Source organism: Pleomorphovibrio marinus (assembly GCF_003347495.1).
Taxonomy (GTDB): domain Bacteria; phylum Bacteroidota; class Bacteroidia; order Cytophagales; family Cyclobacteriaceae; genus Pleomorphovibrio; species Pleomorphovibrio marinus.
In genome coordinates this window covers 119,592-134,314 of record NZ_QCXY01000003.1, presented here as the reverse complement: position 1 = coordinate 134,314, position 14,723 = coordinate 119,592, and the positions used below count along the sequence as shown (strand labels likewise).

Annotated in this window: 13 protein-coding genes; 11 read left to right on the top strand and 2 right to left on the bottom strand. The window is 42.5% G+C overall.

Annotated elements, in window-relative coordinates:
- Positions 1 to 12: 12 nt before the first annotated feature.
- Positions 13 to 1,008 (bottom strand): CsgG/HfaB family protein, encoded by a 996-nt coding sequence (locus DB520_RS09760; RefSeq protein ID WP_114749536.1) that lies wholly within the window; start codon positions 1,006 to 1,008, stop codon positions 13 to 15.
- Between the two features lie 332 nt (positions 1,009 to 1,340).
- Between DB520_RS09760 and DB520_RS09755 the strand changes: the two genes are divergently transcribed.
- The 11 genes from DB520_RS09755 (at position 1,341) to DB520_RS09705 (ending at position 13,511) form a co-directional block, all read left to right on the top strand.
- Positions 1,341 to 2,204, top strand: a complete 864-nt coding sequence (locus tag DB520_RS09755) for a heme/hemin ABC transporter substrate-binding protein (protein WP_114749535.1) — start codon at positions 1,341 to 1,343, stop codon at positions 2,202 to 2,204.
- Positions 2,204 to 3,271 (top strand): FecCD family ABC transporter permease, encoded by a 1,068-nt coding sequence (locus DB520_RS09750; RefSeq protein WP_114749534.1) that lies wholly within the window; start codon positions 2,204 to 2,206, stop codon positions 3,269 to 3,271. The genes DB520_RS09755 and DB520_RS09750 overlap by 1 nt, the downstream gene beginning before the upstream one ends.
- 5 nt (positions 3,272 to 3,276) lie before the next feature.
- Positions 3,277 to 4,080, top strand: coding sequence for a heme ABC transporter ATP-binding protein (locus DB520_RS09745; RefSeq protein ID WP_114749533.1), 804 nt, complete (start codon positions 3,277 to 3,279; stop codon positions 4,078 to 4,080).
- 4 nt (positions 4,081 to 4,084) lie between these two features.
- Positions 4,085 to 5,131 carry a hemin-degrading factor gene (locus DB520_RS09740; RefSeq protein WP_114749532.1) on the top strand — a complete coding sequence of 349 codons (1,047 nt, stop codon included), beginning with the start codon at positions 4,085 to 4,087 and terminating at the stop codon, positions 5,129 to 5,131.
- A gap of 50 nt (positions 5,132 to 5,181) precedes the next feature.
- Positions 5,182 to 7,503: a TonB-dependent receptor gene (locus DB520_RS09735; protein ID WP_198675286.1), complete on the top strand. Its 2,322-nt coding sequence runs from the start codon at positions 5,182 to 5,184 to the stop codon at positions 7,501 to 7,503.
- A 51-nt stretch (positions 7,504 to 7,554) separates the two neighbouring features.
- Positions 7,555 to 8,160: an HmuY family protein gene (locus DB520_RS09730; protein ID WP_114749531.1), complete on the top strand. Its 606-nt coding sequence runs from the start codon at positions 7,555 to 7,557 to the stop codon at positions 8,158 to 8,160.
- Between the two features lie 570 nt (positions 8,161 to 8,730).
- Positions 8,731 to 9,153: a response regulator gene (locus DB520_RS09725; RefSeq protein WP_114749868.1), complete on the top strand. Its 423-nt coding sequence runs from the start codon at positions 8,731 to 8,733 to the stop codon at positions 9,151 to 9,153.
- Between the two features lie 111 nt (positions 9,154 to 9,264).
- On the top strand, positions 9,265 to 10,668 hold the full coding sequence (locus tag DB520_RS09720; protein WP_114749530.1) for a BNR-4 repeat-containing protein: 1,404 nt from the start codon (positions 9,265 to 9,267) through the stop codon (positions 10,666 to 10,668).
- A gap of 55 nt (positions 10,669 to 10,723) precedes the next feature.
- On the top strand, positions 10,724 to 12,154 hold the full coding sequence (locus DB520_RS09715) for a BCCT family transporter (RefSeq protein WP_232834927.1): 1,431 nt from the start codon (positions 10,724 to 10,726) through the stop codon (positions 12,152 to 12,154).
- A 234-nt stretch (positions 12,155 to 12,388) separates the two neighbouring features.
- Entirely contained in the window at positions 12,389 to 12,847 is a 459-nt protein-coding gene (locus DB520_RS09710) for a cold-shock protein (RefSeq protein WP_114749528.1), read from the top strand.
- 127 nt (positions 12,848 to 12,974) lie between these two features.
- The gene (locus DB520_RS09705; protein WP_114749527.1) at positions 12,975 to 13,511 is read left to right on the top strand and encodes a DUF4136 domain-containing protein; all 537 of its coding nucleotides are present in this window, start codon (positions 12,975 to 12,977) and stop codon (positions 13,509 to 13,511) included.
- A gap of 3 nt (positions 13,512 to 13,514) precedes the next feature.
- On the opposite strand, the gene DB520_RS09700 is transcribed toward DB520_RS09705, so the two are convergent.
- Complete coding sequence (locus tag DB520_RS09700; protein WP_157972002.1) at positions 13,515 to 14,567, bottom strand: serine hydrolase domain-containing protein; 1,053 nt, start codon at positions 14,565 to 14,567, stop codon at positions 13,515 to 13,517.
- Positions 14,568 to 14,723 lie beyond the last annotated feature (156 nt).

Below are 14,723 nucleotides of genomic sequence, written 5' to 3'. Positions count from 1 at the left end.
GGAAGGTAAAGGTTAATTTCCTAATAGTATGTCTTGTAATGATTTCTTCTCCGGATCCAGGCTACCCTGGTATTCAATCACGAGGCTTTCATCTCCATTGTTGATCAAATCCAAAATTGTACCTCCATTTCTACGAGCCTGGTAAAGCCTACAGGTGGAAGTGGATCCGCTGTTGATTTCTGTAATGGAAGCTTCGCCCAAGAGTCTCTTTTCTTCCACAGTTTCTTGGGTGTTGGGGTTGTTAAGGAGGGTGACTTGGTAAATTTGTAGTACATCTCCCTGTTGAAGGCCGTTATCTGAACCTGCCCATATCTTGAAAGATTCCAAAAATTCCTCCCCTTTTCTTTCATTGGTGGACTCTACCGACATCAAGGCAAAGCGCTGAGGCATATACATGCCCACATGCGCACGCGCCAATCGATCAATTTCTTGATAGGCTGCTTGTGTGGCTGCGGCGGTGGTTTGGTCTATCCCTCGCCCATTTATGGTTTCACTCATTTCAATGGCACCGGTTTCCACATCGATGATTTTGAATGACACGCTTACATCCGTGAAGAGTTTTCCTGTGGGTCTCCTGCGGGAATCCAACATACGTCCTTCGGATACCCCGACCACATGCCCAGTAACGATAATTTTTGCCCCTAAGCGCTTGGCTTGGTTGATGATTTCAGTGGCGCTAACCTCCTGAAACCTGTCTTCTTCCGATAAAGCGTCAAATTGGTTCCTTTCGACCACTACAAATCTACCTGAACGTACAAACCCTGCCTCCACAGCATTTCCCAGACCTGCGGCATGCTCATACCGGTAAGACTTGTGGGTAGTAAAGGGGTAAATTGCCACTACGGTTTTTTCCTTGTCATTCTGGTAGGACGATTGATTATCAATCGGTTGTTGCGTGGAAAACGCAGATGGATAGAGACCCAGGACAAAGACTAATCCTAAAAATTCTCTTAGCAGGCTTGAGGGGTGTTTTAGGATTTTTAAAAGGGTAAAATAAAATTTTTCCATAGCACTAATATTTAATGAGATTTTTTTTCAATTTTCTTTATCCGTTTATTGTCGTTTTTGGCACGTTCATTTAAAATTTTAAAGTATACTCAAGGAATAATATTAGTGGTTTTTATTTAAAAAGCAAAAAATATCATTCAAAAAACAATTTACTAAGTTTTTAATTTTTTACAATTGCCAAATCAGTTATATAATTTGGTCGAGCAAAAAGCAGAAACTTTTCTGATGTTGTCTATTGAATTGCCCGTAGCAATAGATTTTTTCAATTAAATTTTATTTGGATTAATTCTATATAAGACTACATTTGCCTTATCTAAAATTAATCTAAATAAATGAATCGATATTTTGAATTCCTTTCCCTCCTGTTGGTTTTATCCACTGTCCAGGCATGTGGCCCAGATTCCTCTGAAAAGTCCGAATTTTCGGAAGACTTACTTCTCGTTACAGCAGGAGGAACCATTACGGAAATTGTCCATGATCTTGGGTTTGGGGATCAAATTATAGCCACGGATATCACCTCCACTTATCCTGCTTCTATGCAAAACCTGCCTTCTATAGGGTACAGGAATCAGATTAAGGCAGAAGGGGTTTTAAGTTTAGGTGCTGATGTGATATTGGCAGAGGAAGGATATTTAACTACTGATGTAGTGGAACAGCTTAAGGCCTCGAAAATAACTGTGCATTTGTTTGAAAAGCCTGGGAATGTAAATGAAACCTGCGGACTTATACGCGAACTTGCCACCTATTTAGCAGTGGAGAGCAAGGGGGAGGTTCTTGTTCAGGAAGTGCAAAGGGATATAGAAGCATTAGAGGCTTTTTTGGAAAATGCAATTGCCTCACCAAGAATGGCTTTTATTATGGCTAGGGGGGCAGAGACGGTGTTTTTGGCAGGGGAAGAAACATCTGCGGAGGAATTGTTCCAAATGGTGGGTGCCGAAAATGTTTCTCGTGGGTTCAAGGGTTTCATTCCACTTACCCCGGAAGCCATGGTAACCCTGAATCCGGATTATTTGCTTTTGTTTGAATCCAGTATGGCCACTTTGGGAGGGAAACAGGGTTTGCAGGAGGTAAGAGGGATAAGCAGTACAACTGCTTTTCAAAAGGACCAAATATTGGCAATGGATGGTTTATATATCTCCGGCTTTGGGCCTAGGGTAGGAAAAGCAGCTTTGGAACTTGCAAAAGAAATCTACTGATGCTGGCCATTTCCAATAAGGTTTCCAAAAACAGACTCCGGGTCTTGGTATTAGCCAGCTTGGGGATAGGGCTAATGGGTGTCCTGATGCTTTCTTCCACCCAAGGGGCGTATCCCATTCCTATGTTACAAGTAGTGGCCATCTTGTTGGATCAAGTTGGCATTGCAATAGGACAATTTGATAGCCAACAGGCCAATGTCTTTTTGCAATTGAGGTTGCCCAGGATATTGCTGGCCATGTTGGTGGGAGCAGGCCTGGGTATTTCGGGAGCAGCATTGCAGGGCTTATTCAGAAATCCCCTGGTGGAACCCGGACTTATCGGGGTAAGTAGTGGAGGAGCTCTTTTTGCTGTTCTATATATTGTCTTTGGAAGCTATTTTCCCATACTCGCACGTGTTGCTGGAAATTTGGGATTGCCATTTTTTGCTTTCCTCGGAGGGTTGATCAATGTGTTTTTGGTATATCGCTTGGCAAGCCAGGCAGGAAAAACAGACATTGCTTTGCTTATCCTTGCGGGGGTGGCACTGAATGCCTTATGTGGCGCATTGATAGGGTTATCTATCTTCTATGCGGACGATGCCGCGTTGAGGAATTTCACCTTTTGGAGCCTAGGAGACGTTGGAGGAGCCAATTGGACTAAAGTAGGTATAGGAAGTCTTTTCATCGGACTGCCAGCTTTGGTTTTGACCAGCCAACACAAACAACTCAACGCCTTGGCCATAGGAGAAAGTGAGGCCTTTCATCTTGGGGTGTCGGTACAGAAGGTGAAATACATGGTGCTCTTGCTTAGTGCGCTTATGGTTGGAGTAGGAGTGTCCATGACGGGAGCCATAGGCTTTGTAGGGCTAGTTGTACCCCACCTCATCAGGCTTCTGTTCGGTGCCGACCACAGGTTGGTACTGCCGGCATCCATACTGCTTGGAGCTTTGCTACTTTCTTTTGCCGATTTGCTGGCAAGGATTATCGTGATGCCGGCTGAGATGCCCATAGGCATCATTACAGCCATTATTGGATCCCCCTTCTTCATAGGGTTGATCATGAATGTAAAAACCATAAAAAAAGCGTAAATATCATGCTGGAAGCTTCTCATCTTCATTTCTGTATCAGCAATAAGGCCATCGTGAAGCAGGCGTCTTTTCGCGTTGAGGCAGGGGAACTCGTGGCGCTACTTGGCCCTAATGGGGCGGGCAAATCCACCTTATTTAAACTTCTAAGCGGGGAGGCGGTATGCAAGCATGGGGAGGTACTGTATAATGGAAAAAACATCCAAGGATATAAAAGTAGCCAATTGGCTAGCATAAGGGCAGTAATGCCTCAATCCAGCCAATTGTCCTTCCCTTTCACAGCTAAGGAGGTGGTGGAAATGGGTCTTACCATGGCCAGGAGCAGCTCAGTAACCCAAATCGTGGAGGAGGTAATGCAGCTCACTCAAACCTTTGCCTTTAGGAATGCCCAATACCATCATCTCTCCGGTGGAGAAAAGCAACGCGTACAACTGGCCAGGGTGCTCACCCAAATTTGGGAAAAGCAGCCCTATACCCGGTACCTTTTGCTGGATGAACCTACTTCCAGTATGGATATAGCCCAACAGCAACACGTATTAAAAATAGTAAAAGGATTGAAAGACAGGAACATCGGTATATTGGCCATCCTTCACGATTTGAACTTGGCAGCAAGTTACGCGGATCGGGTAATCCTTTTTAAAAATGGAAACTTATTCGCTCAAGGGATTACTGCTGAAGTCATGACTTCCCAGCACCTTGGAGAGGTATTTGATCACCCTATCCAGGTGATAACCAATAAGGAAAGAGGCTCCTTGATGATTCATCCCGTGCCTCAATTAAATAAAAAACTATTCAACTATCATACCGCTTAACATTATGGAAACCGAAGCAAAAAAAATGGAAATAAGCACCTTGAAAAAGAATTGGGAAAAATTAAAGGCCGAGAACCAAGCCATAAGGATCAGAGATGCCGCCAGGGCATTAGGAGTATCAGAGGCATCCCTGCTTTGCACCAGTCTTGGCAACGGCGTAACCCGTTTGGAAGGATCATGGCCAGAAATACTGTTGGCGTGCAAAGGGCTTGGAAAGGTCATGTCGTTGACAAGAAGTGAAGGCTGTGTGTTGGAACACAAAGGGACTTTCCAAAAAATCAGCCTACATGGAAAGGCCCCCCAGCAGATTGCCACCGTGATAGGCCCTATAGAGCAACGGGTATTTTTCAAGGCCTGGAAGTTCGGATTTGCAGTTACCCAGACCACCCCAAGGGGGATAATGGAAAGCCTTCAATTCTTTGATCAGGAAGGCACAGCGGTGATAAAAATTTTCTTGCAGGAAAAAAGCAACAGGGACGTCTACCAACAAATCCTTAACACCTACAAACACCCCACCCAATCCCCCTATTTGGAGGAAATACCCTTCGAGGAGGAAACCTATGCAAAAGAGATTGATAAAGAGGCCTTTGCCCAAGATTGGGAACAGATGAAAGATACCCATGATTTTTTTGGGATGCTGAAAAAGCACAAAATACAACGCCTGGATGCCTTAAAATGGATAGGTAATAAATGGGCCTACCAGGTGGATAGGTTAAGTGTCAGAAAAATCTTGGACGTCGCTTCTTCCACCAAATTGCCTATTATGATTTTTGCAGGTAATAAGGGAAACATTCAAATCCATCAAGGTAAGGTGAGGACCATACGGCAAATGGGCAATTGGCTCAATGTTATGGATCCGGATTTCAATATGCATCTCAATGAAGAAGTGGTGGAAACAGCTTGGGTGGTACATAAAAACACGGAGGATGGGATAGTTTCTGCAATAGAACTTTTTGATGAAAAAGGGGAAATTGTAGCCCAGTTTTTTGGACTCCGAAAGCCAGGTTTACCCCAGAATGAAGCCTGGAGGAAACTCGTTGAAAGCCTGTAAATAGATCATTTGAATCACATGCAAAAGTCATTTACTAAACCTTCTCTGTCATGTTAATTAGAATTAATCTTATTAAAAGTAGATTTCTTCTGTTGCTATTATTGTCATCGGCTTTTACCTCCATGATGGCAAAGCCAGGTGATGAAGTGGTTATTAAAGATGGCAGAGGCATGCCAATTCCGCATGCCATCGTGAAATGGGGTTCGGAGGGGTTTTCCACAGTAGACGAGAACGGTGTCTTTAGGATAACTCAAGCTTTGGCAGGGGTAGAGGAGATTGAAATCATGGCTTTGGGATTTGCCACTAAAAAAGTGAGAGTTGCCAACTTAAGCCAAGGCCAGGATATCCTATTGAAAGAGCATCTTGGCCAACTCAATGAGGTGGTGGTAGCTGCCACCAGAACCAACCGAAGTGTTGCGGATCTTCCCATGCCCGTACAGGTGATTAATCAAGAAAAAATCCAGGAAACGGGGGGAATGCGGCTTTCAGAGGTGCTAAGGGAGCAGACAGGTCTTCAAGTAGTATCCAATCATGGGGCAGGGCTTCAAATGCAGGGGCTCTCCTCTGATTACATCCTTATCCTATTAGATGGAGAGCCTTTGATAGGCCGTACTGCCGGCACGTTTGATCTGGACAGGATTTCGGTAAGTAACATAGAGCGCATTGAAGTCTTGCGAGGCCCCTCCTCCGCCATATATGGAAGTGAGGCTATGGCAGGGGTGATCAATATTATTACCAAAGAAAGTAGCGAAGCTGTACAGGGTACAGTACAGGGAAGATACCGGAGTTTTAACACCCAGGACCTAACTACTGAAGGAGGTATCCATCAAAACGGATGGAACATATACGGGTTCTATAACCGGTTTTCCACGGATGGGTTTGATCTTACTCCGCAGGTATTGGGAAATACACAATCCCCCTATCATGCCCATACCGGGCAGATAAAACTGGGTAAAAAAATTGGAGATAGGTGGGAGGCAAAGACCTTTGTAAGGGGCTATTCGGAAGTTTCCCATGACCTCATGGGGGTAAACAGCAATGGTGAAACCCAGGCTGCGAACATGACGGGGACAAGGAGGGAGCTTAACGTGAACCCTACATTAAGTTATCGGCCAGGTGAGGATTGGTTGTTTACTTTGAGAGGTATGACTTCTCTTTTCAGCACCCGTTCAGAGACGTGGTTTGAGGAATCAGGGAATAGGTTAGATTTTCAGGAATTTGACCAACTGTATCATCGTACCGAACTCCAGGTGGATCATCAATTGACCAAGGATCAACTTCTCACTGTAGGGGTGGGACATCTTTTGGAGACCGTAGATGCCACGCGCTACGATGATTTGAATAGGTTTGATGCCGCTTATCTTTTTCTTCAGCACCAATGGGAACCGGCAGAAAAGTGGAACCTGGTAAGCGGGATGCGTGCAGATTTACACAGCCAATATGGTGGACAGGTCAGCCCCAAGGTTTCTGCCATGTATCAGGTCAGGGAGAACTTCAGCTGGCAAGTTTCCATAGGAGCAGGCTTTAAGGCTCCAGATTTTAGGCAACTCCTGCTGAATTTCAATAATGCCTCCTCGGGCTATTACGTGTTTGGGGCAAATTTGGTACAGGAGGGTATCGCCAACCTGCGGGCCCAAGGCCTTGTGCAACAAATTCTGATAGATCCCTCTCAATTTGGGAAACTGGATGCCGAAAGTAGCTGGGCATTAAACACTGGAGGGAAATGGCAACCTCACGAGGATTTCTGGTTACAGGTAAACCTTTTTCGAAATCACATTGAAAATCTGATTGAAACAGCACCAGTGGCAAGATTGACATCTGGGCAAAATGCCTTTTCTTACTTCAACATTTCCTCTGTGATTACCCAAGGGACAGAAATGGACATTATATACCGGTTGTCTGAGCAGCTGCAACTTTCTCTGGGATATATGTACCTGGACAGTAGGGACAGGGAGGTGTTGGCAGCCATTGACGCTGGGGAAATGTATCACCGGGACAGGCAGAACAGAACCCGGTTGGTCACCCGCTCTGATTACGGGGGCCTTTTTAACCGTAGCCGACACAGTGGGAACATTAAGTTGAATTATTATGAAGCCCTTACGGGACTTTGTGTGGCCCTAAGGGGGATTTACAGGGGACCCTTTGGGTTTGGAGATGTAAATGGGAATTTGATCCTGGATGATCCCAGGGAATATGCGCCTGGAATTTTTCATACCAACATCACCCTTTCCAAAACCTTCGAAAGGGGACTTATGATCGAAGCAGGAGGGTTTAATGTGTTGAACCAACTCACTATCCATGATCCTACCAATCCTGGCAGAACTTATTTTATGGGAGTAAAGCTACCCCTGCATCAGTATTTGAAAAACTAGTGGAACATTTAACTTATAAATAAAATGAACAGACCTACAAACTTATGTTGCATGCCTACCCTTTTAGTGGGTTTGGCCTTTATGATTTCCTGCAGTGAAGATGATTCTCCAATTATAACCACTCCCTTGGAGGTGATTACGGTTGAAAACATCCATGCTCCAAACGATGTTATTGACCGTACTTCAGGGGAGGTCGTACAGCAAAACCCCTTTAGGTATTTCAGTTTTGAGAAGAATGCCCTGGCCGAATCCGTGGATGGAAATTGGGACATAGGTTTTAAGGGAACCACCATCATCGTAAACAGTGGGAGCAGTGGACCTGGAAATGCTAGTGGAATGGTAATGGAAGGGCTTTTTTCAGAATTGGCCGAAGTCCCAGAAAGTGCAACCCTTAGGCAAGATACGGAGGACGAATTGGCTATTCCTTCCGGATCCGGAAATGGCTGGTACAACTACAACAACTCCACCCACTTGGTAAGCCCAAGGCCTGGTAGATTCCTCGTATTCCAGACCAATGCTGGAAATTATGTAAAAATGGAGATCCTGAGCTATTACAGGGATAACCCTCCTATGGACGAGGTGGATTTCAACACAGGTGGGTACTACACCTTTGATTATGTGCTACAGCCCAATGGTCGTAGGGCATTTGATAATTAAGAAATTATTTTTTTTATGAAAATGGTCTTTTTGGACTATTATTCAGTTTATCGAACGACGTTTTTTTCATGGAAAGGGCGGGTTTTGAGCTCGCCTTTTTTCGTTGGTGGGGCTGCTAGCTATTCGGTTTTGGCCCTTAGCTTTTTGGTTCGGATTTTTTGAATTACAATTCAGATGATATCCAGATAGCTGTCTTTGGTATCAAGGCACAAGTCCATCCCTTTCCATGGTATTGATTTTCAACCAATTTTTAAAGCAGATGAAGTTACCTTTACTTTTTCCACCTGTAGCATGACCGATGCCTTTGTAAAATGCCAAGACACGTGTCACTTTTTAATCTATAACCATAAAAACAATAATTTTAATAAAAGAAAGAACCGTAAAAACAAACTAAAAAAAAGATGTTCGATTATTTTAATATCTTAAAATATTACGATACATTTGGAAAAATGTATTTTAAATATATAAAAATGCATGTTGAATTTTAATGGTAGAAAGGTCTTTAATGTATTAAAATAAATGATAAACAACCCTTTCAATTTTTATGCTGATGTTACAAGTTTATGCAAGATGAAGGAAAAAGTTAAAATTTTATTGGTGGATGATGACCCCATAGTCATTCTTCTGCAAAAGAAACTGATGGAAAAGGCTGGGCTTATAGATGAGTTAGAAACCTTTAGTAATGGAGAGGATGCCATAGCCTACCTTATCAAAAATGTGGGAAACTACGATGACTATCTGTTATTCCTTGATATCAACATGCCTGGCCTTACAGGTTGGGATGTTTTGGATACCTTGGGGGAAATGGATTTATCCGCCAGTTTGACCGTAATCATCATCACGTCCTCCATTGAACAGGCCGAAAGAGATAAGTCAAAAGAATATAAAGAAGTGTTGGACTTTTGGGTAAAACCTTTTAGCATAAATGATTTTTCACAACTGAAAAATCAAGCTTCGCTCCTGAAATTTTTCAAGGATCAAAAAGAAATCTAGATTGATGGGGATGGGTTTTCTCTGGAAGCTAAAAAAAATTGGGCTTCAGGAGGAGTTTTTAAACTTTTAGGACTAATTTAGCTAAGTGATTGAAAACCCAAACCCCAGGAGATGTTAAGAACCCCTTTATTATTTTTTCTTACCTTTTTCTTTAACTTAAATCAGGTCTATTCCCAGGATACTCCTTCCTTGAATAATGAAAAGGGAAATGGTTACAAGGGCATCTGGTTTACTTTAGGACAGTTTTCTACCTATGGAGACAAATATTCGGGAGGATTGGGAACCTATACTGCCAAACATATACCTTTGGCCATTTTTGCTCCTGAAGTGGACAAGACATTTTTTGTTTATGGAGGTACTCGTTCTTCCGATGAAAAACACCTGTTGTGCATGATAGGGGCTTATGATCACAAGACCGATAAAGTATCAAAGCCTTTAGTGGTTTACGATAAGAATGGCGTTGATGATCCCCACGATAATCCAAGTATTACCATGGATAGTGATGGCTACATATGGGTGTTCGTAAGTGGAAGGGGGAGTAGAAGGATGGGGTACAAATACAGAAGCGCGGAACCTTACAATATTGAATCCTTCGAACAAATCACTGAGGAAGAAATGACCTATCCACAACCTAAGTATATCCCTGGAAAGGGTTTTCTTAATTTATTCACTAAATACACTGGGCTAAGGGAGTTGTACTTTGAAACCAGTCCAGATGGATTGGATTGGAGTGAGGACCAAAAGCTAGTCTCCATAAAAAGAGAAGGGGATAAAAATGCCGGACATTATCAGATAAGTGGGCAGCATGGGGAAAAGGTGGTATTTTTCTGCAATTGGCACCCGGATGGAAATGTAGATAGGCGAACCAATATATACTACTTTCAAACTACAGACCTTGGAAAAACATGGACTACTATAGAGGGAGAAAAGCTGGATATTCCAGTTACAGATTTGGATTCCAAGGCCTTGGTTAAGGAATTTTTTACGAATGAAATAAATGTATATATCAAGGATGTGAACTTTGATGAATCCGGTAACCCGGTAGCGCTTTATGTTTCGGGCAAAGGCCATCAACCGGGCCCTGAACATGGCCCCAGGTCATGGAGTATTGTTAAATGGAATGGAGATGGATGGGAGCATCAAAAGATAACCGAATCTGACCATAATTACGACTCAGGGAGCCTTTGGATTGATGACAAGGAATGGACAGTCATTGCCCCAACACAGGACAGTCCACAACAGTGGGGTGCCGGGGGAGAGGTTGAAATGTGGAAAAGTAAGGATAAGGGCAAGACCTGGAAAAAGAATAAGCAACTCACTAAAGATAGTCAGAGAAACCACAATTATGTACGGCGGGTAGTGAACGGAAAGGACCCTTTTGTCTATTTTTGGGCCGATGGTAATCCCGATGAATTTAGTATATCCCAATTGTATTTTGGAGATAAAAAGGGGAGAGTTTGGAAACTTCCCTATGAGATGACGGAGGATTGGCAAAAACCGGAGAGGCTCAAGTAATATTTATGTAACATAATAGGTTTCCGTTTTGAAGATTTTCAGGCACCAAACTTTGATGATATCCTTAGGGTGCTGTTTGTTGTTCCTCATAGCGGCATTTTCTTATACGGATCAGGTGGATAGAGCCATTAATCTATCCGCCTCTTATACCCTTTCCTATTTTGGGGGATTCTACCTTTACTTTGGATGTTTTTTGGTTTTGGGCTTGTTGGGGTTGGCAATTTCTCCTCTTGGATCCGTCAAGTTGGGCAAGGGTAAACCACAGCATGGCAACTTCTCTTGGGTAGCAATGCTTTTTAGCACAGGCATGGGAGCAGGGCTTTTACTAAGAGCAGTCCAAGAGCCTATGCATCACTTCCAGCATGCACCTCGAGAAAGCCCATTGGCAGCCGATGTGTTGGCATTGGAATACACTTTTTTTCATTGGGGATTCACCCCTTGGGCCTTTTATGGGATGTTTGGACTTATTATGGCTTTTATGTCCTACACCCATAACAGACCCATGTTGAGTAGTTCCTCTATTCCTCAGATTCTTAGAAAGAGGTTTCTGATTGTCCCGGTAGATAGTTTAACAGTTTTATGTACCGTATTCGGTGTGGTGGGGGCGGTGGGCTTAGGAAGCAAACAAGTTCTTACGGGGATTCGGGAAGTGGGTGTAGACCTGCCCCAATCCCTAAGTTCAAATCTGCTAGTCGTGTGGGTATTGGGTGGGATGGCAACCTATTCTGCTTTTTCCGGCCTGAAAAAGGGAATTCGAAACCTTTCTCGCCTTAATATAGGTTTAGCTTTGTTTTTGCTGACTTTTACCCTGGTTTTTACCTTGGATCTTGAAAACCTTGAGGTGCTTGGCCTTTCTATTGGAGCTTATTTAATGGATTTTTTGCCTATGAGCCTAAACCTGGGCAATTACCGGGTAAACCAGTTATTTCTGACAGATTGGACCTTGTTTTATTGGGCGTTTTGGATGGCATGGGCCCCATTTACGGGTTTGTTTATCGCCAGGATTTCATCCGGGAGATCCATAAGGTCCTATGTTTTGGGAGTGTTACTGGTTCCCTCCCTGGGTTCCTTCATATGGTTCGCCGTATTTGGTACTGCGGCTTTTCACTTTACTTCTACTGAGGAGTTTGTGGTAGGACAATTCGATTCCATTTATTCAGGGATTTTTTCCTTCTTTTCCCACCTCCCATTTGCTTTTATTACAAGGCTCATTGTCCTATTGCTGGTGGCTACGTTTTTGATTACCTCAATGGACTCTGCAATATATGTATTGGGGGTTTTTTCAAAAGCAGGTAGCTTAAACCCAGGGAAAACGAGCACTTTGGTTTGGGGTATATTGCTAGTGGGCATCACTTCTTCTGTACTCTTGCTAGGCAAGGAGGGGCTTTTGGAGACCATCACTTATTTAATGGTTTTGGTGGCTTTGCCTTTTAGCATATTATATGCAGTAATGACTGTTTATTTCCTGACTATGCTCAATAGATAGTCAGGGAAAATCAAAAGATTAATTTAAAAATAATGCCTATTAAGGTAATGATGGATAAAAAATGATTGCATGGGGAGTAGGAATTACAAGAAAATTGTAAGTAATTTGTAGTTCCCCTAGAATTCAGCAGGCAAATCTGATACCTTCCTAGTTAATTTCTAGTTTTTTAAGTTCGGTGCTGTTCACCAATTCTTTGGGGTGATGCAATGAATCATTTATAATTAAACCCTCTTTATGGCAAAATCTAGAGTAACGTTCAACAAAAAAGAAAAAGAAAAAAAACGATTAAGAAAAAAGAAGGAGAAGGAAGAAAAAAAAGAAGCGCGTAAGGCATCTTCTTCCAAAGGTGCCGGCATGGAGGATATGATAGCCTATGTGGATGCCGATGGGAATATTTCCGACACGCCACCCGATCCGGATAATTATGAAGAAATCGAGGCAGATGATATTGAGATAAGTGTGTCCAAAAATATGGCCTCTGATGACGAACCATCCGAAAGAACCGGTAAGGTAAGTTTCTTTAATTCTTCAAAGGGGTATGGTTTCATTGAAGATGAACAAACCAAGGATAGGATTTTTGTCCATGCCACAGGCTTGGTGGACGAAATAGAGGAAAATGACCGAGTGACCTTTGAAACAGAAAGAACGCCAAAAGGGCTAAGTGCCATTGAAGTTAAGAGAATTGATAAATAAGCTGTAAGGACAGTTTTACCAGTCATTCCTTTTGCCCTTAGAGCTATTTTTTTGGCTGATTTTAATCGAATGTAATTTTTTTTGTTCAATTTTTTGTAACTTATTACATCATTAAACAGCTTTAAAGATGATCCAGCATGTAATAATGTTAATGGCTGTAATGTGTGTTTCCTGCCAATCGACCAAAATTTCGGTTTTAGAGCAGTCCCCGGAATTCAAATTGGCTAACTACGATACTTTTGGTTTTTACAATACAGAAACCACTGGCGTACTTAGTGATAATTACCAAAGGAACATCGACTTTCTCCAGGAGGAAATTGCAAAACAAATGGCTTTCAGGGGGATTATGATTACCGATGAAGATCCCGAGTTAATGATAAATTTGGGCGTGCTGGTGGAAAAAAAAGACCAGACCAGGGAAACCAACCTTGCAACTGACCCTGGCACTTTTAATTATATAGGCCAGCAACGATACACTTGGAAAGCGGAACAAATCAAAGTAGGAAGTTACCGTAAGGGTACTGTAACCGTACACCTAGTGGATGCTAAACAAAATAAGGCTTTGTGGGTGGCTGTGACCGAAAGGATACTTTCCGAAAAGGAGGACAGACTTATGCAAACCATCAAGGATGGGGTGGAGGAAATGTTTGATTATATTCCCTAGCTATCATTGGTCAAAGATCATGGCGGCCTTTTGTATCAGTTGGATCAATAAAGAGGAACCTTTGAGTTGGTTTATTGTGCCAGTAAAAAAGAGATGCTTTTCAGGCATGTAAAAAGCGAATGAACCTGACATTCCTGCATGCCCAATAAGGTAAGGAGCAGGCTTTAAAAACCCTTTTATACCTGAAGTTTGAAATTTACTTATTCCTAGACCATAAAAATGACCGTTTCCCAAAGATTTCCATTGTTGAATTTCAGGCAAGTATTCTTTGGGAAAAAGTTGTGCATGGAAAAAAGCCTTCAAAAACACCATAGAGGACTTAGCTGTGCCCACCATGCCTCCATCAGGTCCAAATGCACACATGGCTTTGGGAATTAGTAATGGCTTTTCTTCCGAATAAAAAATGCTAGGTGTCCTATCCATTGGGTCGGTATAGAGATATCTTTCGCTAACCCCTAGAACCTTATCATGGAGATTTTGGGTAAGAGGCTCTATCGGCTTCCCAGCTATTTTTTCCAAAACAAAAACCAAAAGCTGGAAGTTAGTGTCCGCATAATAGGCTTTGTTTTTTGAGCCAGGGGCGAATTTGGGTTCCATTTTTTTGACCCATTGTAGAATGTCATTTATAGTCCATGATTTATCCCTTCCATTTTTTAGTTCATCCAACAGGGAAAGGCCACTATTTTGTTTGAAATCAAAGTAATCGGGCAGACCAGAACTATGAGAAAGAAGGTGCCGAATACGTATTTCACGGGAATAGTCCCTTTTTTTCCATATATGCAATTCATGGGTCCATTCCTCAGGCAGGAATGGGTGTATTTTCCAATCCAAATCCAATTTTCCCTGAACCCTGAGTTTTAAGGTTATTGCAGTGATGTGCAACTTGGCTACACTGGTAAGAAAATAAGGGGTCGCCACATCAAGATTGCCGGCTGCACCTATCCAAGTAATAGGGTCATGGCTGTCCCGGTATATGTGGAGTATAATCCCGTGTGACTGGGTACTTTTTAAAAATAAGTTTAAAAATTGATTGAGTTTCGCTTCATGATTTGACATTGCTCTCATTATAGAGGGTCTTGATAGTTGCTCATGGATGAAAGATGAATATACAAAATTGAAGTAAATAAACATGCATAAACGAATCCAGGATTGTTTTTAAAAAACCCAAATTTTTGCTTCAAAAAATCAATATTGACTATATTGCACTTCCAA